This window comes from Bacteriovorax sp. HI3 (assembly GCF_059738875.1).
On sequence record NZ_AP026946.1, the window covers coordinates 1,137,201 to 1,159,538 of the forward strand.

Below are 22,338 nucleotides of genomic sequence, written 5' to 3' on the forward strand. Positions count from 1 at the left end.
ATCTTTTATCCCTTTCTCAGGTTTGAGTATGCTTGGAAGGCCGGACGGTCACCGATAGCTTTTAACCAAAGGTTCACATTTTTGTATGGACTCATATCAAGCCCAACGTGAGGAGCGATGCTTACAACTGAAGCTGTGTTTAGGTCAGCCAGAGAGAAGTTCTTTCCATTTAGGTAAGTTTTGTTCGCTAGAGCATTATCCAGAACCTGGAAGTAAGCTGGAAGCTTTGCCATGTTTTCGTCGATCACAGTTTGTGATCTTTTTTCTTCAGGCATGAAAACCTTTTGAATGAAAACCTGGATAATTGGGTCTTGAAGTTCAGAACTTGCCCAGAAGCTCCACTGGTAAGAAAGAGCTCTTTCTTCTGCGCTCATTCCTAAAAGTTCTGGTTTATATTTATCAGCGATGTAGAAGTTAATCGCCATTGATTCAAAGAGAGTCGTGTTCCCATCTACTAGAGCTGGTACTTTTCCATTTGGGTTAAGGGCCAGGAAAGCTTCTGACTTGTGTTCCTTTGTTCTCATGTCCACTTGTTTGTTTTCGTAAGCTACGCCAGCTTCTTCCAGACACCATAGACATCTTCCAGCACTTGAGCGCGCAGGGCCATAAAGAGTAATCATAAAAATCCTTGGTTAAGGTTCAATCTTAAAGTTAGTAAAAGATAGCAGAACGGGAGGTGAGTTGTCTTGACTCTTCAAATCTAGGCCGACTAAACTAATTTCTATGAAAAAATTAATCTTGGCCTTAACTATTGTTTTTCCATTATCAACGTTCGCCAACGAAGCAATCAGGCTCGATGGGATGTATACTTATAAACAAGTAGAAGTCTCTCAGGTTCGTGATGTAGAGCTGGTTCCAAGCCTCAATACAGCTCGCTACAACGAATTGGTGAAGGATAAGTACCAGTGTTATCTTCGCGGCGACTTCTTCATGTGCCAGAAGTTTATAAAAGGTGCTGAGCTTCCAGAGGGAATTAAATCGGAAGTTGACCGCGCTTGGGATGGACGCTTTTTTAATTTTATCGCCAGTTCATTTGACCCAGAAATGACTAATGAAAGTGACTCACTTTTAGAGTGGGATATCTTTGCGACTGTAAGATTTGAAGGATTTCAGGTTTCTGAATACCACTATTACCTGCTAAAAGGCGAAAATGATGTTCATAAAATTTCGCTCAACTTCGCTTCGGGACAAAAGTGGTTTGTGGTAGAAGATGAATCAACGCTTTCTATGCCAATTCAAAAGACAGAAAGAAAATCTCCACTTAAATCGCGCGTGTTTGAACTTTCTTTAATCTTCAATAAATAATTAAGCTTTCAAGCTGCAATAATAGAGTGCGGGGTAACTCGCACTCCATACCCAGAAGAATCTATTTAATCCAAAGACTAAAAAATTCCCTAAGTGAAAGAGCACTCCGGCAATCAGATACGCCTTTGTGAGTATTGGCGTTGAGAGAACTAAAGGAAAAGAAAGTTCAAAAAGAATCACCGACCAGGCAATAGTTTTTGCCCAAGCGGGGTCTTTACTTTTTTCAAGGATAAAACGTGGGGTTTTATAATTGGGCGAAGAGATGAATCCATAAACGGCCGTCCCCAAACGCCACTTGTACTCTTTCACTTTATAGAGACCAGCTAAAAAGTAGGAGCTGATAACCTGGAGAGTGATGTACCAAAGAGCGGCCTTCGCTAAGAGTGGACTGAAGTAACCGATGCAAAGACACAGCAGAATAATTAAAGTTAAATAATCGCTTCCACCATTAAAAGACCCTCTCCAGCGCAGAGTGATCAGGAAAGTAGTGAAGAAGAGAATGAAGAAAATAATAAAAAAGTAGGGATAGATAATCGCCAGGATGGCCGTGTAGAAACGAATAGTCATCATTTCCATAAAGCGCTTTTCAGGCATAATCCAATCGAGAAAGGCGAGCATTCTTTTTGGCAGGAAAAGGTATTCGCTTCTAAGTTCACTCCATCTCCAGATTCCTTTTTCAGAAATACTGTCTTTCATTTTGATAAATTCCAGCGACTGAAACATGACAGCGATTCCAATCAGACGAGCGATGAGAGTGTAGACTTCTTGTGGGTTATTCACTGATGATCTCCTCGTAAAGAGGTGAGACCAGGATGTCATCTTTCGGGCGGGCCATCAGGTCAACTGAGGCGAGCTTAAACTGATAAGTGAAATTCTGGGTGTATTTTTTCCTGATCGCATAGGTCACCAGGTTTTTTGTAATCTTATATGAAAGGTTGTCTTCAAATGAAGTTTTGTCATCGTGGACTTCAATGTCATGTAATAACTGCTGAACATGAGATTGAGCGGCCAGGATCAGGTTTCCCTGGTTGACGAAAAGATTGTTGAAACTTGCTTTTGGATTTTGATAAAGCGGGGCCCATTCACCGAACGCTTCTTCTTCTGAAACTTTGGCCCGGAAAAAAAGCAGCCTTGTCTCTTCAAAGTCGTCGTAGAATTTCCAGGAAGGGATTAAAGGTTTTATCAGGTTTAAGTAAGGGTTATTAATACCTTCCGAAGTTTTCTTAAAAAGTGAAAACACCACAATCAGGATAAAATAGAGGACAATACAAAGTAAAATAATTAATGAATTCAAGAGTGCCCACTCCCTTCTTTTTAAAGTAAGATTAGTATAACGTAACTAAATACAAAAAATGAACTCAAAAAGATTTTTAATCAAACTACAGTATCTCGGCATTCGCTTTCACGGCGTTCAAAAACAGCCTGAGCATCCGAGCATTCAAGCGCGTGTGGAAAAAGCAATTGGACCTCATGTGAAGACTCGTTTTTCGAGCCGTACTGACGCTATGGTGTCGGCGTTGGAAAATTATTGCCTGGCCATGTTTGATGAAGCTGTTGAACAAAAGTATTTAGAAGAGTCGTTATCTAAACTTCCTCCCGATATCCGCGTCCTGGAAATTAAGGAAGTGCCGGAGCATTTCACCATGCTCGCGCACACCAAAGAAAAAGTGTATCACTACTACTTTGCTTTTAATGAAGAGTCTCTGCATCCATTCTGTGCTCCTTTTATGACTTTGATTCGTGAAGAGCTCAACTTAGAAGTCATGAAAAAGGGAGCGGAGATTTTTTGTGGCACTCACTCTTTCATTAATTACGCTTATAAACCAAAACCAGGGACAGTGTTTGAACGAGAGATCTTAAAAAGTGAGATCGTAGAAAACACCGAACTCTCAGCAAATTTCTTCCCTAAAAACACTTACTGCTTCAAAGTTAAAGGCCAGGGTTTTATGCGTGGCCAGGTGAGGCTTATGATGGGGGCCTTATTTAGGCTGGGAATGGGAGAAATCACCCTTCTTGATCTGGAAAAGTCTCTAAAGAGAGAAGACCCGCATTTTGTAAAATGGCAGGCACCCGCTTCGGGGCTAGTTCTCCAGCAAACAAAACTAGAATAGTCTGGCTTTTTTTTCCGCTCAAAGAAAAAAATCTAGCAGCATCCTAAAATAGAAGTATTCAACTTCTATCACAGGATGTGACCAGTGCTTCAAAGAATCCTTCTTGCTCTTGTTCTTTTTCAATCGACAACTCTTATGGCCTCAGAAGCTATTGGTTACTACTCTGATGGAAAATTAAAAGATGGTGAGTCGATTATGGAAAGAGGGACTCTGATTAGAAAACTCTTTTTACAAAGACAACGATTTTTTGGAACAGCAATCATGCAAGAGACAATCAGCGATGCTGCTGATTTCGTCCGCCAGACTTATCCTGAGGCCGAAGTCCTGCAGGTGGGAGATATCGCCAATAAAAATGGTGGCGCCTGTAAAGAGCATGCCAGTCACCAGAATGGTCTGGATGTCGATATTGTTTACTTAACAAAAAATGGAAAGCTGCAATCCCAAAATGCTCCTTACTGGGAAGAAGATTTTGTGAAGAATGGGAAGGTGAGTGCAAACTTTTACCTGGAGAGAAACTTTGCTCTATTTAAACACCTGATTCACACTAAACCAGTTGGACGCATCTTTGTCGATGAAGCGATTAAAAAAATGTTCTGTGAGTACGCCAAGAAAAATAACCTGATGAAGGATGCTGAAACGGTAGAGACCCTGAGACGTCTTCGCATTGAAAAACTTCATAGCACGCATTTCCACCTGCGTTTAACGTGCTCAGAAGGCGATTACAGCTGTAAGGATCAGGCAGAGGTTCCAGCTGGGACTGGTTGCTAGAAGCGACACTCGATAAAATCTTTTTCAGCAAGCATTGGGCTTAGACCTTGAAGATCTTTGAGTTCATTGTTTTCAAAATGTAGGAACAGATCCTGGTTTTCCCCAAGATTTACACCTTCTTCAGTGTAGATAATTGAACCTTGGGCCTTATCGATTTCCTGATACTTCACTCCTTTTTTATAAGGAGACGTTTCAATCAAGTGCTCAACTTCATTTTGATCTTCACGGTAAAGCAGGTAAGTCGGGATTTCGTTTTCAGCAGCATCTTTATAGAAAAAGCGCATGCGGTAGACGATGCCATCAACTTTTTTATGAACATTTACAAAACGCACAGAGGTTTTTTCTGTGCGTTTGATTTCTTTTAAATTTTGGTAGTGAGATCTCAAATTCTGGCAGAGTGTATCTTTGCTGGTTGCATGTTGAGAAGTGACAGCTTCATCTGGCGCTTTAGAGAGGTTGGCATCCGGATTAAGGGCGCGTGTATCTAAAGCGACATCGACTGATTGTCCCGGACCTTCAGCAACAGCTGGTTGCTTATCTTTTTCCATTAAAGTGATGACCACTCTAGCGATGATTAAAAGAGCAAGGACAATAAGTAAAAGCTTCTTTCTCGATTTCAAATTAGTACCAACGCTTACACTTTGTTAATGGACTTGTAACTTCTCCCCAACGGACAGTGACAATATCATTTGGATGACTTGAAAGTCTTCCCGCATCCATTCTACCCCAAAGTGCACCGATATCAATAGTCATTCCAGCGCGGTAGTTAATTGGGCAAGCGGCCTGTAGTTCAGCTTGAACAGCACCTTTTTTGTTAAAGATATAATCAGCAAAGGCCAGGATTTGTGGGTCTCCTGAGTTTTGAGTTTTTGCATCTACAAAAGCTTGCTTCAAGTTCAAGTACATTTCTTTTAGCGCGCCATCGCGAGCTGGAGTCGAGAAAGCATCAAACTTTTGGTAGTCCATACAAGCGTTGTTGGTTTGTTTTAAAAATTCCAGTGCTTCATTGACGTATTCAATACGCGCTTGAGATTCCTGACAAACAGCTTTGAATAATCTGTTTAAGCGGTCTCCAGATGTTTCAGTTGTTGTTGCCAGAGACTTTGCCACATATTTGAAGAATGTTCTCGTATCCATTTGTGAAGCGAGAGTGTACTGCTCAGTCGAAGGCCCAAGCTCAGCTGGAATTGCGCTTAAGTCTTTTCCAATGTGTTCAGGCCATCTGAATTTTCTAAATCCCCATGGATCATTTGGCAGGTTTTCAAATTCGCGGTCTCTTCTTCTTAGAAGGTCACCTTTCTTTTCGTGGTTTGCTTGTGTTGAGTAAATAACATCAAATGTCCCCACCGGGTTGATGCCTTTAATGTTGTAAGTGTGGCGGATGAACTTTCCGAATCTCGCTTTCATCTTGTAAGTGAAAAGAGAGCCAGGAGTAATTGATTTAATCGCCATTGGGAATGTATCAAAACGAGTTAGGTTCTCTGTCCCAACGCTGTCTCCGATTTCAGTAATAAGTGCCACAACTCTTTTGTTTTCCGGGCCAGCATAATCAAATTTGCTAGTGCGGTTGTTTAGAGTCTTGCTCGGTTCACGAGACCCTGATGGGTTTGTGATGGCAAAGGGAAGCTTATTTTCGTAAGCAAAGATTGCTCTGAAGGCATAAGCGGTGTCAGCACAGTCAGTGTTGACTCCGTAATAAGGAGAGTTTTTATCAGTAAACATTTTTTCGCGAACAGCGATACTTGAAACCCAGTCGATATACTTTTGTTCGTATTCAAGTGACCATGACTGAGTGTCTTCCCAGACTGCTGCTTGAAGATTTGAAAGTGATAGAGTTAAAATAAGGAAAGAGAAAAGAATTTTCATTGTGCGTTGTCTCCGTGTGTGAGGGCCATTGTTTTTAGACACTTTCATGGCATTGGTCAAGAAACTCTAATTACTAAAGGCGTTAAGTAATCAATTAAGGGATCTCCTTGTGAAAAAAATTTTAATTGCTGGTTTCGAACCGTTTGATCAGGACAAAACCAACCCATCAGGTGACTGGGTTAATTGGATGATAGCAAAATCAATGCCTCTACGAAGTTCCTCTCGCGAACTAAAAGGAGTGGTGCTTCCTGTGACTTTTGATGGCGCATTTGCCACCTTAAAAAAGGTGATTGATGAATTTTGCCCCGACGTCATCGTGATGACTGGTCTTGCAAAAAACAGGACTGTGCTGACAGTTGAGCGCATTGGAATTAACTGGGTTGATGCTCGCATTCCTGATAATGCAGGAGTGCAAATCTTGTCTTCTAAAATCGAAGAGGGTTCACCCGATGGATTATTCACCACAATTCCAGTTGAAAGGATTCTTACTTTAGCAGAAGAGAGCAATACTCCCATGAAAGTTTCAACTTCGGCAGGAGAGTATGTCTGCAATCATCTGCTTTATAAAACATTGCTCTATAACCTTAATAAAAAGACGACTGCGACTTTTATCCACATTCCAGGAAGTGACAATTACGATGGCATCTATCTTGCTCTTGAGTCTATAGTCAACGGACTATAATTTGGGAGGAGTTCATGAGAGCACTATTATTAATTTCAGGGTTATTGTTTTCTTTTAGTCTTTTTGCTGTCGATGTTCCGCTCAAGCCATCTCCTTTGCCAACGGCAAAAGATGTGGATGTGGCCCGCTATATTGGCAAGTGGTACGTCATTTCATCGCTTCCTCAATTCTTCACACGCAACTGTGAAGGACAAACCGCTGAGTATGGAATTGTGAATGAAAAAATAATCAGCGTTCACAACGTCTGTTACAAAGAAAATGGCAAAACAAAAGACATCAGAGGAAAAGGAGTGATTCAGGATGCTCCCAACAATGCTCGCCTGATTGTGACGTTTGATAATTTCTGGACGAGATTATTTCGTGTGAAAGGTGAGTACGTGATCATCAAGTTAGGCGAAGGTTATGACACTGTGATGGTAGGATCAACTAACAGAAAATCTCTCTGGATCATGTCTCGCCAGCCAACGATGGACCCGACAACTTTAATGGAATATAAAAACCTGGCCCACGATCTATCTTTTCCTGTCACTCAGCTGCAGAACTCAAAATACTAGACAAAAAAGTGTGCGTTACGGCAATATGGAAGGATGAAGTTAAGCCTCATCCTTCTCGCTTTATTTAGTGGAGCACTCCACGCCAAAGTAGAGATCGACTCATTTAAAAAACATTCATGGAACAATGAATGGAACGAAGCCATCTCGCTGGAGCTGGATCAAAAAGAAAACTCGAACATGCTCTCGGAGAATTTAGATCACGCCGATCTAATGGAACTTGGCTGTCCAGGTTTTAATAAGACCGATGACCTGGAAGCAAAAAAAGATTTCTGGATTGTTTTCTTTTCTGGTCTCACACGTGCAGAAAGTGCCTTTAATCCACTCGCGCGCTCAAAAGCACCTAAAGGCGGGCACGGCAATTACGGCCTTGTTCAGCTCTCTAAAAGAACGGGAAGAGAGCAGTGTGGGCTAACTCCAGAAGAAATTGCTGATCCGGCGGCCCATCTTCGTTGCGCGGTTAAGCTCATGAGTTGGCAACTTAAAGGAGCACCAGCACCTTCAGGAAAACTTCTTCGCCGTGATTTAAAAGGCCAGCTTTTTGGTAAGCGCATTCTTCTTTGGGGACCGCTACGCCAGAATGATAAGCGTGGAAGAGCGCTGTTGACTGGATGGTTTAAGAGGCATTTGGAGCAGATGCCGTTTTGTAAAAGCGTTGATTAATCTCCACCTCTCATAGAAAACTATCAACATTCATCTTTCTCCCCATAAGGCAAAGTTATCCAAACTTTATTTGGGGATAACTATGAAAACGACATTATGTTTGCTTGCTCTTATCTGCAGCTCTCAAGCGATGGCCGCCATTGGTTGCTTGCCTGGGCAATGTGACCTGCCAAAACCAAGACCTGTTTGCCCACCATCAAGACCTTCTGGAGGAAGACCACTTCCTCAAAATGTTTCACTTGAAATCAATTTATTAGACTCAAACGAAATCAAAGCAACACCAACAGGAATTTTAATTGATTCATCTTGGAAAAATGCCATTCACGACTTCGCGAAGAAAAATGTCCGCCATCCATCGTGGGGACTGTCACATGCTGAACGCAATTATCAAGTGACAAAGGTTCTCGCTGAAAAAGAAAAAGTAGAGCTTGATCTCGATGTTCTTTTTGCCGCTAGCTTCTTGCACGATTTGGGTGGATTAAAAGGTTATGAAGTTGAAGGTGTTGATCACGCCGTTCGCTCTGCTGAGCTGGCAGAAAATCTTTTAAGTGAAGCAGGCTTTCCAATGGACAAATGGCCAGCTGTTAAAGAAATCATTTTAGGGCACACTTATTACACAGCTGCTCCAGCAAACAAGGCAGCACAACTTTTCCGCGATGCTGATGTTTTAGATTTTCTTGGAAATATTGGTGTCGCAAGAATTTTGGCCATCACTCAAGAAGAAGGGACAAGTGATTCAACACTAAAGCCGACAGTGGGGATTCTTCAGACGTTTGCTAAATCAATGGCGGGAAAATGTATTAGTGATGCCTGCAAAGAATTAGCGAAAGGCAGACAAGAGGAGCTGGTTCAGTTTTTAAATTCACTTACAAAAGAAACTTTTAGCGGAAAAGCATTATAAAAAAGGGCCTCGTGTGAGGCCCTTTTTATTTCTATCGCATATTAAGCATTGGTTTAAAGTACGCCCATCTCGATTTCACAACGATGACAAAGAGCACGGCCACCACAATCGCCATTGGAAGCCCTGTTGGCTCAGCAAAAAGGTGAATCCCCAGGATGTTTACGATCACTGGCCCTAAGAAAATAATCCCAGCATTAACAAATAGTCCTGATAGAAGTGCTAGTCCGCCAAGGAGCTCGCATAAGAATGCCAGAGGTAGGATGTAGCCTGTGGCCATGAAGCCGGCCATGATTGTCGCCATTACGCCTTCTGGTGGTGGCATTGGGATGAAACCCTTACCTAGGAACGAAAGTAGGACACCGTTTAATCCAAAGACGGTGAACATAAGACCTAACAATAGGCGTGAAGCGAGTGCAATTTTTTGAAACACGACAATCCTCCTTGATGTGATTAATCCTATTATTGATTAACTTTAGGAGAAAAGCAAAATTCGTTTAGGTTACAAAAATGAAACTTAGTAGAAAGTCTCAATCACTTCTTTAGAATAAAGAATCTTCTCGTTATCAACGGCCGCTTTTGGGTGGCGGTCTGGGTGAACCATTCTAGTGAATGAATCCATTTTCTTATTGAACAAGAAGTTAAAGAGAACTTTTGTCCACGAATCATAGCTTGCTAGTGAATCGTAGAATTCCGGTGCCATTTTTTTGATCTTTGGTTGGTTGATCCACGCCACGTTCATAAAATCGTGGTGCTCATTATGGTAACCCATGTTGAAGCAAAGTTTATTAAGTGGTCCGTAGTAGCTATATGTCTCTTGACCTTCTTTGGTAATGAAGTGCTCTTGAATCCATCTTCCTCCCAATGGGTGAAGACCTAGAGCAAAGAGAGTTGAGAAGGCAAGGTACCAGAAAGCGGCCGGCCCCACGTAGATATAAATCGCCACGTTGATAGCAACGTTAACTAACCCATTAATGATCATCCATACGTTAAGGGGCTTATAGAATTTTACTTTTAATGGACGAAGCGCCTGAGAAAGAGAAAAGAACATCAGCCATAGTGCTTTCATAATGGCGGAGTTTCCAATGAAGTGACCTTCTCTGTAGCTGACGATATCCGGGTCGTAAGAGTATTCACCTAAGTGCTTGTGGTGAATCATATGGTACTTTCTAAAACCCATGGCCGAAGGAAGAACGAGTGGGAAGTCGCAAACGATCCCCATCACTTTATTTCCAAAAGCAGATTTTAAAACCACGTTGTGCGTGCACTCGTGGATCATAACGTAAAGAGAGTGGTTGGCAAAAGCACCAACAAGGTAAGCGACAAGACCAATCACCCACCAGGCCTGGTCTCTTAATAAATAAGCAATGGCAAATTGAAATGAAACAACAAGAACAATGTAAAGAGCTGAGAGCCTATAAGGACCGTAAAGATCTCTGACTTCCGGATGGCGTGCGAGAATCTCACGTCTTCTTTGGATGTGGTAGTTTGGCCCTTGGACAAAAATAAAATCGCGCTTGTTTTCCATATGGGGGGCAGATTACTTCAAAGCAAAGGGTTTTAAAATGGCCCCCTGAAAGAAATTTTAATGATTTATGCCGGCTTCTAAAGAATGGTTAAGATATTGAAAATAAAGCCGAAAAGAAATCATGTTTTGGACGTTTAAACTCCCTTTAGCGGCCCTTATCCTTAGTTACTTTTTAAGTACGTCGGCCGTCTATGCCCAAGAGCAAAAAGACGAGGAGATTTTAAAATCCCTGGGGTTTGATTTTGTCCTGGATTCCAAAGCACTGGTCTCTAAGAAAAATGCCCAGGGTTATTATGAATTGGGTCTGGGGATCGCGGTTGATCAGAGTTGTTTTAAGCTTTACCCACAAAAAGAAATCGCAGTCATTTTTCAGAAGATGTTAGTAAGAGGACTCTCTTGCATGAAGCGCGAAGAGCGCGGAGAAAATGTAAAAAGAGACCTAGAGTCTTTTCAAAAACTTCTTTCCAACAAATCAAATCTCTCAAAACTCGAGTGCGATAAACCTCTTCCAGATACGGCCTATGCCATTGGCTCAAGTCCAGGCTCTTCTCGCAGACACCCTTATATATATCTTTCAAATATGGGCAATAAAGAATTCAAAGAGAAGCCTGCTTTCTTTCAAGGGGTCGTCTTTCATGAACTGCTTCATAACATCCGCTACTTTCACCATCCAGACGATATGGAAGTGACTTCGGCCTGTGAGGAGTGCTGCTTTGGAGAGATGACTGGAGATAAAAAACTGAGTGCCTGCAAGATTTGTGGTGGTGCTTATGAAACAATCAGCGACCCGGAATATATTAAGTCCCTTTTAGTTTGGGACGGGCGCTTTTATGGAAGATTGATTGTAGAAGAGCAATTTGATAAGGCCCTAAAAGATTCGGTGATCGTCAAAGAAGTTCAATTTAAAGAGGCGATGGAGTCTTTCTTAAAAGATTTGAAGTCTCCAGTGGAAAGTAAAAAAGCTCTGGAGCAAGTCGATAGACTCCTGGCCTTTGAATTTGAAGCTGTAGAAAAAGAACTGCTGGCCATGCCCGAAACAGAAGTCTCAAACCGCTATCGTTTTCTTTATTATCGATTAATGGGGATGGCCGCAAGAAGTCAGGGGAAGCTGAGTCTAGAGAAAACATACAAGGCCAAGTCCGAAGCCTGCCGTGATAAGTATAAAAATTCCTAATTCTCTTTTTTCATGTAAGCACAATAATTGGGGCGAGGCCCGATCTTAGGGTGGTTTCGGCAAGTGTCCGGGCGCTTATCATAGATGGTGCATCTTTTATGAGCGTCCAGGAAAAAACATGAGCTGTCCGGCTTTTGGGCCAGGGTGAATTTTTCAGTTGAGGGCGTATAACGAGTGACCCCGGGATGTTTTAAGGCCTCTTTAATTTGCTCCTTCAATGACAATTCTAAATGAAACTCATCTAGGATTCCCATGCGGATGAGGTCGGCCGTTTTAATTTCTACAGGCATATAACAGCAAAGACCCTCGCACGTCTCGCACATTCCTTTTTTGTAGAGGCTCCAGCGGTTCAAATCTTTCAGGTGTTCCTGGATTTTCCCAGCGGTATTAAGTCTGTTTTTTTTACTCATAGGCGGGCGGATCTTATAAAAGTGTTTGCCATTTAGAAAGAGTGAGATTAGATTTTGCATAAATATTACTAACACTAACTGAGGCTAAGAAAATGGACGAAGATCCCAAGGGAACATTTGCATTGAAAAGCTCAGTGGAGTGTAAGGCCTAACTACCATCAGACTCTAAACTCCACTTAAGATCCACCGACTGACTTTGATACTATGGTGCTTAAATGGAAACAACTCTTCTAAACGACGATTTCTCACTAGAAAACTTGCTAGATAACTGGCAGACGCTGACGCACGCTCAACGTGAAGAAGTTTTTGGAATGCTTGGTCGCATTGACCAGGAAGAACTCTTTATTAATCTTTCCAGCGATTACCAGGCGGAAATTTTCGAGCAGATCCCTCATGGGGAAAAGCGCTCGTGGATCAGGCTTCTGGCCCCGGATGATATTGCCGATTTAATTCAGAACCTGGGTGAAGAAACTCAGGCCGAAGCTCTTCGTTACCTCGATTACGCAACCCTGGTTGAAGTAAAGGCCCTTCTTGCTTACGCAGAAGATGAGGCCGGGGGTTTGATGAACTCTCGTTTTGCCCGTCTTCGTCCGGAAATGACAGTAGAAGAGGCGATCCGTTACCTGCGCGCTCAATCAAAGTCGCAGATTGAAACCATTTACTACGCCTACGTTTTAGATAGAACTCAAATGCTTCTTGGAGTTATTTCCCTGCGTGAACTTTTCCTGGCAAAAGCGGGAAGCACCGTTCAGGAAAATATGAACACTGACCTGGTCACAGTCCTTCAGGATGAAGACCAGGAATCTATTTCAAAAACATTCTCTAACCACAACTTCCTGGCCATTCCCGTTGTCGATGAAAACAACGTGATGAAAGGGATCATTACTGTAGATGACGTGGTTGAAGTTATCGAAGAAGAAGCGACAGAAGATATTCACAAGATCGGGGGTATGGAAGCTCTAGGTGAGCCGTACCTTGATATCAGTCTTCCTAACATGATTAAAAAACGCGCCGGATGGCTTATGGCCTTATTCGTAGGTGAGATGTTTACGGCGACGGCCATGAGCCACTACGAACACGATATTGCAAAGGCCGTTGTTCTTGCTCTTTTCATTCCACTTGTTATTAGTTCTGGTGGTAACTCTGGGTCTCAAGCAACGACACTTATTATTCGTGCGATGGCACTAGGTGAAGTTCGCTTAAAAGACTGGTGGAGAGTTTTTTCTCGCGAATTAATTTCTGGATTAAGCTTAGGTGTAATCTTAGGTTTAATTGGTCTACTTAGAATTTTACTATGGCCAGGAAAAGAAACTCTCTATGGAGAGCACTATATCTTAGTCGCTCTTTCAGTTTCATTTAGCTTGGTGGGAATTGTTCTTTGGGGAACTCTTGCTGGATCAATGCTTCCATTCTTTTTAAGAAGAATTGGGCTCGATCCTGCGACTTCATCTGCACCATTTGTTGCGACTTTAGTTGATGTAACTGGTCTAGTCATTTATTTTACTGTGGCGAGCCTATTCTTAAAAGGCATCCTTCTCTGACCCTAATTAGCCGAATTCATTCATAAATAGAGGATTAAAAGAGATTAAAATTTATTAATCTCTTTTAAATCTTTCTTTAATTCTCTCATGTGATCATGAGTCCATAGAACAAAATCATTCAACAAACGTTAATGGTTTTTAAGACTCAAATCTAAAAGGAGATTTTATGAGAAACGCACTTCTAATGGCACTTGCACTTACTCTATCTACAGCATCTTTCGCTGGAACAAAAGCTCACGCTAACAAAGAAGCTAGAAAAGCTGCAGTTGAAGCTTGTAAAGCTGAAGGAAAAACTAAAAAAGAACTTAAAGCATGCGTAAAAGAAAAACTTAGCGCACCAGCGACGACAGAAGCAGCGACAAAGTAGTTTTTTAAGTAAAACACTTTTAGCATATAGGGGGGAGGTTAGCAGGGACACCTCCTCCTTCTATTTTTAAGCATACAATTTATTCAAAATATCCAAGAGCGCTTGAGGTATTGTCAATTTTCCCCAATAAATTTTTAATTCATCTCTAATCTTTTGATTGACCAGGTTTTCTTTTTCTAGAAAATGATCATCGCGTTCAGAAAGCAGTGGAATATTGGACGTACAAGATTTTCCATTGTCATCACTGACTTTAGGATTAAACCCCAGACAGCCGTAAGGTTTAGAGCTGCGGGAAAGGCCACAGCCTTTAGAGCCATTCATAAAAAAAGGACACGTATAAGTTTTGCGCAAATCTTGTGAGTGTTTTTTTCCAGTATAGATTTCGACATTCAAACGGTAAGACTGAATATTGTCTTGCATGCGTTTTTTGAGGTCGTTGATTTCTTCTTTTGTGAGAGTGTCGATGTTGAGGGAAGCTAAGATCTCCAGGGCTTCGATCGGAGTGATCTGCATGGAGTTGGCCTGTGATGTACAGCAGGTGCCGGGGCAAGTGAAACAGTGAATCGTTTGGTTTTCTAGGTTCTGCATTTCAATCACCAGGCCCTTACGTCTTTCAAAAGATGAAAGGAGCCCGGTGGCTTGATACAGGTTTTCTACATACTCTTTGATAATCATCTCATTCCATTTTAGTTAATCCAGGACCTCTTTCATGGCCTTCTTGAATTCTTCGGCCGGATAAGCGCCTGCTAATATTTTTTGTCCTTTAGGTCCTATAATAACAAAAGTCGGTGTCGCTGAAATCTTGAGCTTTTTTGCCTCTTCTATATCTCGGTTGAGAATGGCTTCGGCCTCTTTGGATGTCATACACTTTTTGAATGCCGGTAGATTTAAATCAAGTTTTGTTACAAGTCCATCAATAGTTTTAGGATTAAAGCTCCCGTATTTAATGTTGAAAAGAGCGTCGTGCATTTCCCAGAATTTCCCTTGTTCCTTGGCACAAATCGATCCTTTGTGAGCGTAGCGGGCATACTCATGGAACTCCAGTGGAAAGTGGCGCATGCTAAAAGAGAAGTCGTTTCTAATGTCTGCTGACATTTCGTTGATTGTTTTATTCCCGCGGGCAGAAAACGGGCATTGGTAATCGCCGTACATAACGACTTTTACCTGACTGCCAAGTTCTCCGCGTTCTGGAATGGTGTCGATGGATTCAGCGACGACTTTAAGTGAAAGGGCCATGAGAAGAGAGAGGAAGAATGTTTTTTTCATAAAAAGAATCTCCAGTTGTTGTTAAAGAATTCTAAACATGGAGCCGGAGTGCTTTCAATGACAGAAGTGACGTGAATGAATATTGTGCACCCCGTTTTGCGTACACTTTTTTCTCCACTATACTTTAGCCACTATGGAACCATTCAAGAATATGATAAATGAGAAGGTTGTTTCACAAACTGCGAAAGCAATTGCCAGAAATTATCCTGACTTCAACCAAAAAAAATTCCTCAAAGACATTGCCAGTGAGCTTGCAGCGCTTGAACTCAAAGAGCGTGTGATTCTCGTTGCGATGAGACTCAAAGAAAATCTACCTGCTGATCAGAAAAAATCTCTGAAAATTTTAGAGGGTGCTATTCGGCAAAACGATAAAGACACGATTGGCCTTTCAGGTTTTTCAGTCTGGCCACTCACAGAGTATGTGGCGCGTTTTGGGCTGGATGAATTTGACCTGTCGATGGATGTCTTAAAAGAGATGACAAAAGTTTTTACCGGAGAATGGGCCGTCCGCGCTTTTTTCCTTGCCGATGAAAAACGGACACTCAAGTTTTTTAAGAAATGGGTGAAAGACGACAATGTTCATGTTAGACGACTAGTGAGTGAAGGCTCGCGCCCATTATTGCCTTGGGGACAGAAACTTCCAAGTTTTGTGAAGGACCCGTCGATCACGTGGGATCTTTTAGAAGTTTTAAAACATGATGATGAAGAGTACGTCAGAAAATCAGTGGCCAATCACTTAAATGACCATTCAAAAAATCACCCGGACATGGTGGTGAAGAAGCTCTTGGAATGGCAGAAAGAAAATGCAGAAGACAAAAATCTCAACTGGATTATTCGTCACGCTAGCAGGACTTTGATTAAAAAAGGTCATCCGCAGGCATTTAAACTTCACGGAGTCGAGTCGGGGAAAGTGAAAGTTCTCTCGCAAAAGATTCTGACGAAAAAAGTCGATTTGGGGAAGGCCCTTAAAGTGGAAGTTGAGTTTCAAAATCTGGGCGCAAAAAAATTAAAAGTTATCCTGGATCACGAAGTGCATTTGTTAAAGGCAAACAGCAAGCACAATATTAAGTGTTTTAAAGGAAAAAGTGTCGAGCTTCTTCCAAAAGAAAAAAAGAAAGTGGAATTTAATATTCCACTCAAGCCGGTGACGACGAGAACTTATTATAGTGGTCAGCATTTCTGGAACATCAAAGTTAACGGTATCAGCGAAGATAAATTGTCATTTACCTTAAAAGTTTAAAAGGGGAATTTATGAAAAATGCACTGGTTTTACTTGCACTTTTGACTAGCTTTAAAGCTTTTGCCTGGGACGCTCCTGAAATTTTAGAGAATGCCTGTTACGATGGCTGCACGGAAAAAATGGAGGCGATGTATTCGACTTTTCTAAACACACAGACGGCCCCCAAATTTATTCCAGGAATGTATTCAGGAGAGTGTAACCATCTTTCTCCTTCATTGGACCCGGATACTACTCACTATATTGGAATGCTTTTAAACACTGATGCCAAAGGGGCCTATATGTCTCCGGTGCTGCAGTTTTTTGGTGAAAAAAATGATATGGCCGATTGGTCACTGGAAGATGCTAAAAGAGAAATGAGCCCGGACTGGATTGAAGCGGGACGAATCACATGGCATCCGACATCGGCAACGGCCCATGTGGAAGATGCTGAAGGTTATCCGGCCCTGGTTTATTGGGCAAGACAGAATATTGAGACGAAAGAAATTTATTTCTTAGCTTGGTTGCGCGGTTTCTCTTATGCCTTCTGTACTTTAAAACCTAATGTGAATGGACTGCCGTAATGAAAAAAATAATTTTACTGCTCGCTCTTTTTTCAAGTGTACTGCAGGCAAAAACATACACCTCTGAGGGGCAAAAGTTTACGGTTGAAAAACTTTTTACCGGCAAAGATGTCATTTGGGGATTTGATTTTTTAAGTCCCGATGAAATCGTCTTTAGCGAGCGCGATGGAAAATTTCGTTACTTAAATCTAAAGACGAAAGCGACTCATGAAATTGCCGGATCTCCCAAAGTTTTTACCGATTCGCAGGGTGGGCTTTTAGATGTTTATTTCGACAGTAAAGACAATGCTCTTTACCTGACATACTCAGAGCCGGTCAAAGGTGGAGCGACGACAAGTTTGTTTAAAGGGAAGCTCTCAGCTGATAAGAAAAAAATGGAAGGGGCAAAGCTTTTTGAATCAAAGGCCATTGCTTCAGGTGGGATTCACTTTGGCTCTCGCATTGTTATTGATAAAGACGGATTTATTTTTATGTCAGTAGGCGAGCGCAATAAAAGAGACCGCGCTCAGGATTTAGACACTCATCAGGGAAAAGTTTTAAGGCTTACCAAAGAAGGAAAAGCTCCGGCAGACAATCCATTTGTTGGCAACAAGAGCGCTCTTCCTGAAATTTGGTCTTATGGACACAGGAATCCTCAGGGTCTGGTGATCGATTCATCAGGAACACTTTGGGAAGCAGAGTTTGGACCACGCGGAGGCGACGAAGTCAACGTGATTGAAAAAGGGAAGAACTATGGATGGCCGGTTATCACTTACGGAAAAGAGTACTGGGGACCCTCGATTGGAACGACTGCAAAAGAAGGAATGTTGCAGCCACTGTTTTATTGGACGCCCTCAATTAGTCCTTCAGGGTTGATGGTGTATGAAGGAGCGGCCTTTCCTAAATTCAAAGGGAACCTATTTCTGGCAACTTTGTCAGGAAGTCATCTCCACCGCGTCGTAATGGATGAAAACCGCAAAATGCTTAGGGAAGAAAAGCTTCTGGAAGATTTAGAAGAGCGTTTTAGGCAAGTAAAACAGGGACCTGATGGATTCATTTATTTATCTACGGATAGCGGGCAAATATTAAGACTCGTGCCTCAGCCTTAGGGTTACCGTTTGGTAACCCTTCTTAGTCAAAAGACAGACGGCCGAATTCTCCAATGACAAAGATAGTAAAAAGGAAGAAAATGAGAGTACATTTTTAATCTCTTTTCAAGGTTTTGCTATATGTCAGTTACGATCACTAGAAACCCTAATCTCTCAAAGGCAGGAAAGCATCCTGAGTTTGAACACTTACTCAAAAAAGAGTTTGGCGATTCATGGTGGACTGGTCTTGCTCCAGAGAAGTGTCCAGGTTTTGATCAGGAAAGAAATTGTTTAGTGGCCCTGCCACTTTTAAATTTAAAAACAGCGACACGCGAAGATATCCTCGCTTACTTCAATAACTCGTGGACACTGACAGAACTTCTTTTTCAAAGTTTAAAAGTAGAAGAAGCCTACATCAGACCTCCATACCACGCTCTTCGCCACCCGCTGATTTTTTATTATGGTCACCCTGCTGTTCTTTACTTAAATAAACTGCGCATCGCTGGTCTTCAAAAAGACGCAGTTAACATCTACCTGGAAAAAGTTTTAGAAACAGGTGTAGATGAAATGAGCTGGGATGATATGTCGAAGAATGAAATGGCCTGGCCAAAAGTGGCAGCTGTTCATGCTTACAGAAAGTCTGTCTACGACATCATTGTTAACTTAATTAAAACTCACCCGGATTTAAATACGATTGGAAGCCTGAATCAGGATTCTCCATGGTGGTCTTTGTGGATGGGGATTGAGCATGAGAAGATCCACTTTGAAACATCAAGTGTTCTTATGCGCGAGCTTCCGATTGAGTACCTAGAAACACCACGCTTCTGGGCACCTCTGCATCCATCAAAAAATTCTCCTCACACAATGACGGAAAATTCATGGGTGAAGAAGTCTGGGGAGAAAGTCACTGTTGGAAAGCCACTTGAGACCGAGTCTTACGGCTGGGACAACGAGTACGGAAGCCGCACAGTTGAAATCAAAGATTTTGAATACACAAAAAATCAAATCACTAACGGAGAGTATTTTGACTTCGTTTCAAGTGGTGCTTATATCAACGACAAGTACTGGGCACCGGAAGGACTTCAGTGGAGAAAGTTCAGAAACACTAAACGCCCGACATTCTGGGTGGGAGTGGGACCGGAAGGAACTCACCAGTATGAACTAAGAACAATTTTTGAAATCATTCCAATGCCAATGAGCTGGCCGGTAGAAGTGAATTACCACGAGGCGATTGCTTACTGTAATTGGAAAACAGAAAGTGATAAAACGAAACTAAAATACCGTCTTTTAACGGAAGCAGAGTTTGTAGCGATTAAACCTAAAGTGAAAGACCCGGTTCTGCAAAAGCAACCGTACAAAAACTACAAAGGTTTCTCTGACTACCAAAACGAGTACAAAGAAAATTTCAACTTCCTATGGTCTTCACCAAAAGAAGTAGGTGATGAGCTTTTTGGAAACACATGGCACTGGTTAATGGACCAATTCAATCCTTTGCCAGGTTTTGAGGTCAACAGTCTTTATGATGACTTCTCAACTCCATGCTTTGATGGAAAACACCAAATGATCCGTGGAGGATCATTTATGAGCTGTGGTCATGAGGCCAGCCATTGGGCGCGCTTTCATTTCCGCCCGCACTTTTACCAGCACTCTGGATTTAGAATGGCGGCGACTCTTGATGGATCGGCCGACAACGGGGCAACTTTTCTTGTAAAAGAAAAGGAGTATATTCACCCGAGAAGAACAAATATTTTAGATCAGATGATTGGGCACGACTGGTGGAAGAAGATTGATCAGCCACTTGAGATGAGCGATGCGGAAATGAAATCCATTTTCGAACAAACGGAAACTCAGGTTTTAAAATACCTTCAGGGTATGCCATCGAAGTCGCCAATGGGTGAAGCTCACGATCCGGCAGTGAATGGACTGAAAAAAGATTTCAGCGTTCCTTATCACGCGACTAAAAATTTCCCAGCACACCCGGAAAGTTACCAAAACTTAATGAAGACTGTCTTTGAAGATATGGCCCGCTACTCGCAAATCCCTGGTCACCCTGGTTTTGCAGCTTATGTGGCCGGAGCTGGAAATTTTATTTCTAATACAGCTCAATTAATCGCTCAAACACTCAACCCATTTTCTGGTCACTACATGATGGCCCCGGGGCTCGTGACTCTGGAGATGGAAGTTATCAAGTGGTTTCAGACAATGATTGGTTATGATGAAATCTCTTCACAAGGTTTCTTAACAACCGGCTCTTCGGTGGCAACTCTTTCTGCGCTGGCCATGGCCCGCAAAGAAAAGATCACTGGCTTTGATTACAGTAAAGTGACAGCGTACACTTCAAGTGATTCTCATCACTGTATTGCTAAAGCATGGGTGATGTTAGGACTTAAAAAAGAGAACTTAAGACAAATCCCACTTAAAAATTACAAGATGGACAATAAGCTTTTAAGTGAAAAGATTGAAGAAGATGTGGCCCGTGGCTTTAAACCATTCCTGATTGTTGCGACATTGGGATCGACAAAAACGGGATGTGTAGATTCTCTGGAAGAAATTCTTCCGATCGCTAAAAAACACAACCTTTGGGTGCACGCCGATGGCGCTTATGGAGCGCTATTTATGCTGACAGAAAAAGGGCGCTCACTTCTTAAGGGAATCGAAGAGACTGATTCAGTCGCTCTTGATCCTCATAAGGCCCTTTCAATTCCATATGGGACAGGATGCTTGTTAGTTAAGAATAAAGATCACATGCTTTTTGATTATTTATCAGATGACTCTTACATGCCACCTCGTCCAGTGGACCAGGTCGATTATGCAGATATCACGCCTGAGCTTTCGCGCGACTTTAGAGGTCTGCGTGTTTGGCTTCCAATCAAAACTCTAGGAGTAGGCCCTTTCCAGTTAAACCTGGAAGAGAAGTTAAAACTTGCAGAATGGTTATCTACAGAAATTGCCAAGATTCCTGACCTGGTTGTGGTTTCAAAACCAGAGCTTTCGATTTTAACGTTCGCCCATAAAAAAGGTGATGCTGAGACGAAGAAGCTGATGGAAAACATTAACAACAAAGGAACGCTGTTCTTATCGTCGTGTACGATTGATGGAAAACTAGCGATTCGTTTCTGCCTTCTAGGTTTCAGGCTACACTACGACCGTCTGGAAAAAGCATTAAACGAAATTAAGACCATGGTGTAGTCGTGATCGGAAAGTTTAAAGACTCTTTTTACCAAGGCAGTGAGCGCATCCATTTAAACAATGGAGGTCTTGCTCCTATTTCAAAACAGGCCCGCGATAAGGTTCTTTATTGGGGCAATCGTTTTTACGAAGAGGGCTTTTACACTGACCTGGATTACATGAATGATGTCCTTCATTCAAGACAATCGCTGGCAAAACTCATTGGCTGTGATCACACTGAGATTGCTTTTTTTCAAAGCACGGCCGGTGGGGTGAGCCAGCTTGCTATGCAGTTTCCTTTGAATGCCGGGGATGAAGTGATCATGTGGGCCGAAGAGTATGGCTCGCATTTATACCCGTGGCAGGAAGCGTGTAAAAGAAAAAATGCCAACCTTGTTTTGGTTTCTTCTGAAAAAAACCTAGCGACACCTTATGAGAAGATTGTTGAAAAGATCACCGATAAAACCAAAGTTATCGCTGTGTCTTGGGTGCAGTTTTTAACAGGTGCCCGCACCGATATCGAAGCCTTAGGAAAAGTGACGAGAGAAAAAGGTATCTTTCTTTTTGTCGATATCATCCAGGGTCTTGGGCTTCACCATTTTGATATGAAGAAGTGGGGAGTCGATGCCGTGGCCGGAGGAAGTCATAAATGGCTTTTTAGTCCGGTGGGAGTTGGGTACCTGGCGATTGATCAAAAGCACATTGGAAAAATTAAACCGCACAATGTGGGCTCTTATACATTTGGGACATGCGATGATCCGACAAGCTTGGAGTGTATTCCAAAACTGGATGCCTCTAAATTTGAAGCAGGATCAAAACAGGTTTTAGAAATTACTGCGCTTGGAGCTTCAGTGAATCTGATTTTGGAAACTGGAGTCTCTCATATTGAGACCGAAACCATTCGCCTGGCCAAGATGCTTCGCCTGGGACTGGAGCAAAAAGGGTATGAAGTGCATTCTCCCTATGAGCTTAAGAATCACCAAACTCCGATGGTCAATTTCATCCCTAAGGCCACGACAGTGGAGAGTTTGAGGGCAATCCCTTGTAATTTCGCGATCAGGGGACCGGGGGTTCGCCTGAGCCCGGCCGCTTTTACGACGGATGAGGTGATCGGCAGAGTCCTTTCCGTCCTGTAATCTTTACAAAAAAGCCCTTTAAAATTTCCTAATTGGT

25 protein-coding genes are annotated in these 22,338 nt (G+C 42.2%); 15 read left to right on the forward strand and 10 right to left on the reverse strand.

Annotated features, from left to right (window positions below):
* Window positions 1-5 precede the first annotated feature (5 nt).
* On the reverse strand, window positions 6-620 hold the full coding sequence (locus AC6JA8_RS05675) for a glutathione S-transferase family protein (protein ID WP_497976169.1): 615 nt from the start codon (window positions 618-620) through the stop codon (window positions 6-8).
* A gap of 103 nt (window positions 621-723) precedes the next feature.
* On the opposite strand from AC6JA8_RS05675, the gene AC6JA8_RS05680 reads away from it, so the two are divergent.
* Entirely contained in the window at window positions 724-1,305 is a 582-nt protein-coding gene (locus AC6JA8_RS05680; protein WP_497976170.1) for a hypothetical protein, read from the forward strand.
* On the opposite strand, the gene AC6JA8_RS05685 is transcribed toward AC6JA8_RS05680, so the two are convergent.
* A complete protein-coding gene (locus AC6JA8_RS05685; protein WP_497976171.1) occupies window positions 1,306-2,085 on the reverse strand; it encodes an HTTM domain-containing protein in 780 nt (259 codons plus the stop codon).
* Window positions 2,078-2,599 carry a hypothetical protein gene (locus tag AC6JA8_RS05690; protein ID WP_497976172.1) on the reverse strand — a complete coding sequence of 174 codons (522 nt, stop codon included), beginning with the start codon at window positions 2,597-2,599 and terminating at the stop codon, window positions 2,078-2,080. Before AC6JA8_RS05690 ends, AC6JA8_RS05685 begins: the two co-directional genes overlap by 8 nt.
* Window positions 2,600-2,657: 58 nt before the next feature.
* Here AC6JA8_RS05690 and AC6JA8_RS05695 point away from each other — a divergent pair, with 58 nt between their 5' ends.
* Both AC6JA8_RS05695 and AC6JA8_RS05700 read left to right on the forward strand, forming a co-directional pair.
* On the forward strand, window positions 2,658-3,416 hold the full coding sequence (locus AC6JA8_RS05695) for a tRNA pseudouridine synthase A (protein WP_497976173.1): 759 nt from the start codon (window positions 2,658-2,660) through the stop codon (window positions 3,414-3,416).
* Between the two features lie 84 nt (window positions 3,417-3,500).
* A complete protein-coding gene (locus tag AC6JA8_RS05700) occupies window positions 3,501-4,184 on the forward strand; it encodes a penicillin-insensitive murein endopeptidase (protein WP_497976174.1) in 684 nt (227 codons plus the stop codon).
* Here the strand turns inward: AC6JA8_RS05700 and AC6JA8_RS05705 are convergent.
* Both AC6JA8_RS05705 and AC6JA8_RS05710 read right to left on the reverse strand, forming a co-directional pair.
* On the reverse strand, window positions 4,181-4,804 hold the full coding sequence (locus AC6JA8_RS05705) for a hypothetical protein (RefSeq protein WP_497976175.1): 624 nt from the start codon (window positions 4,802-4,804) through the stop codon (window positions 4,181-4,183). The genes AC6JA8_RS05700 and AC6JA8_RS05705 overlap by 4 nt on opposite strands.
* A 1-nt stretch (window position 4,805) precedes the next feature.
* Window positions 4,806-6,050, reverse strand: a complete 1,245-nt coding sequence (locus AC6JA8_RS05710) for a hypothetical protein (RefSeq protein ID WP_497976176.1) — start codon at window positions 6,048-6,050, stop codon at window positions 4,806-4,808.
* A gap of 109 nt (window positions 6,051-6,159) precedes the next feature.
* Here AC6JA8_RS05710 and AC6JA8_RS05715 point away from each other — a divergent pair, with 109 nt between their 5' ends.
* The 4 genes from AC6JA8_RS05715 (at window position 6,160) to AC6JA8_RS05730 (ending at window position 8,847) form a co-directional block, all read left to right on the forward strand.
* A complete protein-coding gene (locus tag AC6JA8_RS05715) occupies window positions 6,160-6,732 on the forward strand; it encodes a pyroglutamyl-peptidase I (protein WP_497976177.1) in 573 nt (190 codons plus the stop codon).
* Between the two features lie 14 nt (window positions 6,733-6,746).
* Entirely contained in the window at window positions 6,747-7,286 is a 540-nt protein-coding gene (locus AC6JA8_RS05720; protein WP_497976178.1) for a lipocalin family protein, read from the forward strand.
* A 33-nt stretch (window positions 7,287-7,319) separates the two neighbouring features.
* Window positions 7,320-7,946, forward strand: coding sequence for a lytic transglycosylase domain-containing protein (locus AC6JA8_RS05725; RefSeq protein ID WP_497976179.1), 627 nt, complete (start codon window positions 7,320-7,322; stop codon window positions 7,944-7,946).
* A gap of 82 nt (window positions 7,947-8,028) precedes the next feature.
* Window positions 8,029-8,847, forward strand: a complete 819-nt coding sequence (locus AC6JA8_RS05730; RefSeq protein WP_497976180.1) for an HD domain-containing protein — start codon at window positions 8,029-8,031, stop codon at window positions 8,845-8,847.
* Window positions 8,848-8,878: 31 nt separating this feature from the next.
* Here AC6JA8_RS05730 and AC6JA8_RS05735 read toward each other — a convergent pair whose 3' ends face one another.
* Window positions 8,879-9,277, reverse strand: coding sequence for a hypothetical protein (locus AC6JA8_RS05735; RefSeq protein ID WP_497976181.1), 399 nt, complete (start codon window positions 9,275-9,277; stop codon window positions 8,879-8,881).
* Between the two features lie 84 nt (window positions 9,278-9,361).
* Window positions 9,362-10,372, reverse strand: coding sequence for a fatty acid desaturase (locus AC6JA8_RS05740; RefSeq protein ID WP_497976182.1), 1,011 nt, complete (start codon window positions 10,370-10,372; stop codon window positions 9,362-9,364).
* A 121-nt stretch (window positions 10,373-10,493) separates the two neighbouring features.
* Here AC6JA8_RS05740 and AC6JA8_RS05745 point away from each other — a divergent pair, with 121 nt between their 5' ends.
* Window positions 10,494-11,546: a hypothetical protein gene (locus tag AC6JA8_RS05745; protein WP_497976183.1), complete on the forward strand. Its 1,053-nt coding sequence runs from the start codon at window positions 10,494-10,496 to the stop codon at window positions 11,544-11,546.
* Here AC6JA8_RS05745 and AC6JA8_RS05750 read toward each other — a convergent pair.
* A complete protein-coding gene (locus AC6JA8_RS05750; protein WP_497976184.1) occupies window positions 11,543-11,956 on the reverse strand; it encodes a YkgJ family cysteine cluster protein in 414 nt (137 codons plus the stop codon). The genes AC6JA8_RS05745 and AC6JA8_RS05750 overlap by 4 nt on opposite strands.
* Window positions 11,957-12,171: 215 nt before the next feature.
* On the opposite strand from AC6JA8_RS05750, the gene mgtE reads away from it, so the two are divergent.
* Together mgtE and AC6JA8_RS05760 are read left to right on the forward strand one after the other, a co-directional pair.
* Window positions 12,172-13,497, forward strand: a complete 1,326-nt coding sequence (gene mgtE / locus AC6JA8_RS05755; RefSeq protein WP_497976185.1) for a magnesium transporter — start codon at window positions 12,172-12,174, stop codon at window positions 13,495-13,497.
* 166 nt (window positions 13,498-13,663) lie between these two features.
* Window positions 13,664-13,864, forward strand: coding sequence for a hypothetical protein (locus AC6JA8_RS05760; RefSeq protein ID WP_497976186.1), 201 nt, complete (start codon window positions 13,664-13,666; stop codon window positions 13,862-13,864).
* A 66-nt stretch (window positions 13,865-13,930) separates the two neighbouring features.
* Here the strand turns inward: AC6JA8_RS05760 and AC6JA8_RS05765 are convergent, their stop codons facing one another.
* Window positions 13,931-14,539, reverse strand: a complete 609-nt coding sequence (locus AC6JA8_RS05765; protein ID WP_497976187.1) for a hypothetical protein — start codon at window positions 14,537-14,539, stop codon at window positions 13,931-13,933.
* Window positions 14,540-14,554: 15 nt separating this feature from the next.
* Window positions 14,555-15,130, reverse strand: a complete 576-nt coding sequence (locus AC6JA8_RS05770; RefSeq protein WP_497976188.1) for a DsbA family protein — start codon at window positions 15,128-15,130, stop codon at window positions 14,555-14,557.
* 133 nt (window positions 15,131-15,263) lie between these two features.
* Between AC6JA8_RS05770 and AC6JA8_RS05775 the strand changes: the two genes are divergently transcribed.
* The 5 genes from AC6JA8_RS05775 (at window position 15,264) to AC6JA8_RS05795 (ending at window position 22,301) form a co-directional block, all read left to right on the forward strand.
* A complete protein-coding gene (locus tag AC6JA8_RS05775; RefSeq protein WP_497976189.1) occupies window positions 15,264-16,370 on the forward strand; it encodes a DNA alkylation repair protein in 1,107 nt (368 codons plus the stop codon).
* An 11-nt stretch (window positions 16,371-16,381) separates the two neighbouring features.
* A complete protein-coding gene (locus tag AC6JA8_RS05780) occupies window positions 16,382-16,930 on the forward strand; it encodes a hypothetical protein (RefSeq protein WP_497976190.1) in 549 nt (182 codons plus the stop codon).
* A complete protein-coding gene (locus tag AC6JA8_RS05785) occupies window positions 16,930-18,018 on the forward strand; it encodes a PQQ-dependent sugar dehydrogenase (RefSeq protein WP_497976191.1) in 1,089 nt (362 codons plus the stop codon). Before AC6JA8_RS05780 ends, AC6JA8_RS05785 begins: the two co-directional genes overlap by 1 nt.
* Before the next feature lie 120 nt (window positions 18,019-18,138).
* Window positions 18,139-21,186 carry a 5-histidylcysteine sulfoxide synthase gene (ovoA, locus tag AC6JA8_RS05790; RefSeq protein WP_497976192.1) on the forward strand — a complete coding sequence of 1,016 codons (3,048 nt, stop codon included), beginning with the start codon at window positions 18,139-18,141 and terminating at the stop codon, window positions 21,184-21,186.
* Between the two features lie 2 nt (window positions 21,187-21,188).
* Entirely contained in the window at window positions 21,189-22,301 is a 1,113-nt protein-coding gene (locus AC6JA8_RS05795) for an aminotransferase class V-fold PLP-dependent enzyme (RefSeq protein WP_497976193.1), read from the forward strand.
* The last annotated feature ends 37 nt before the right edge of the window (window positions 22,302-22,338 follow it).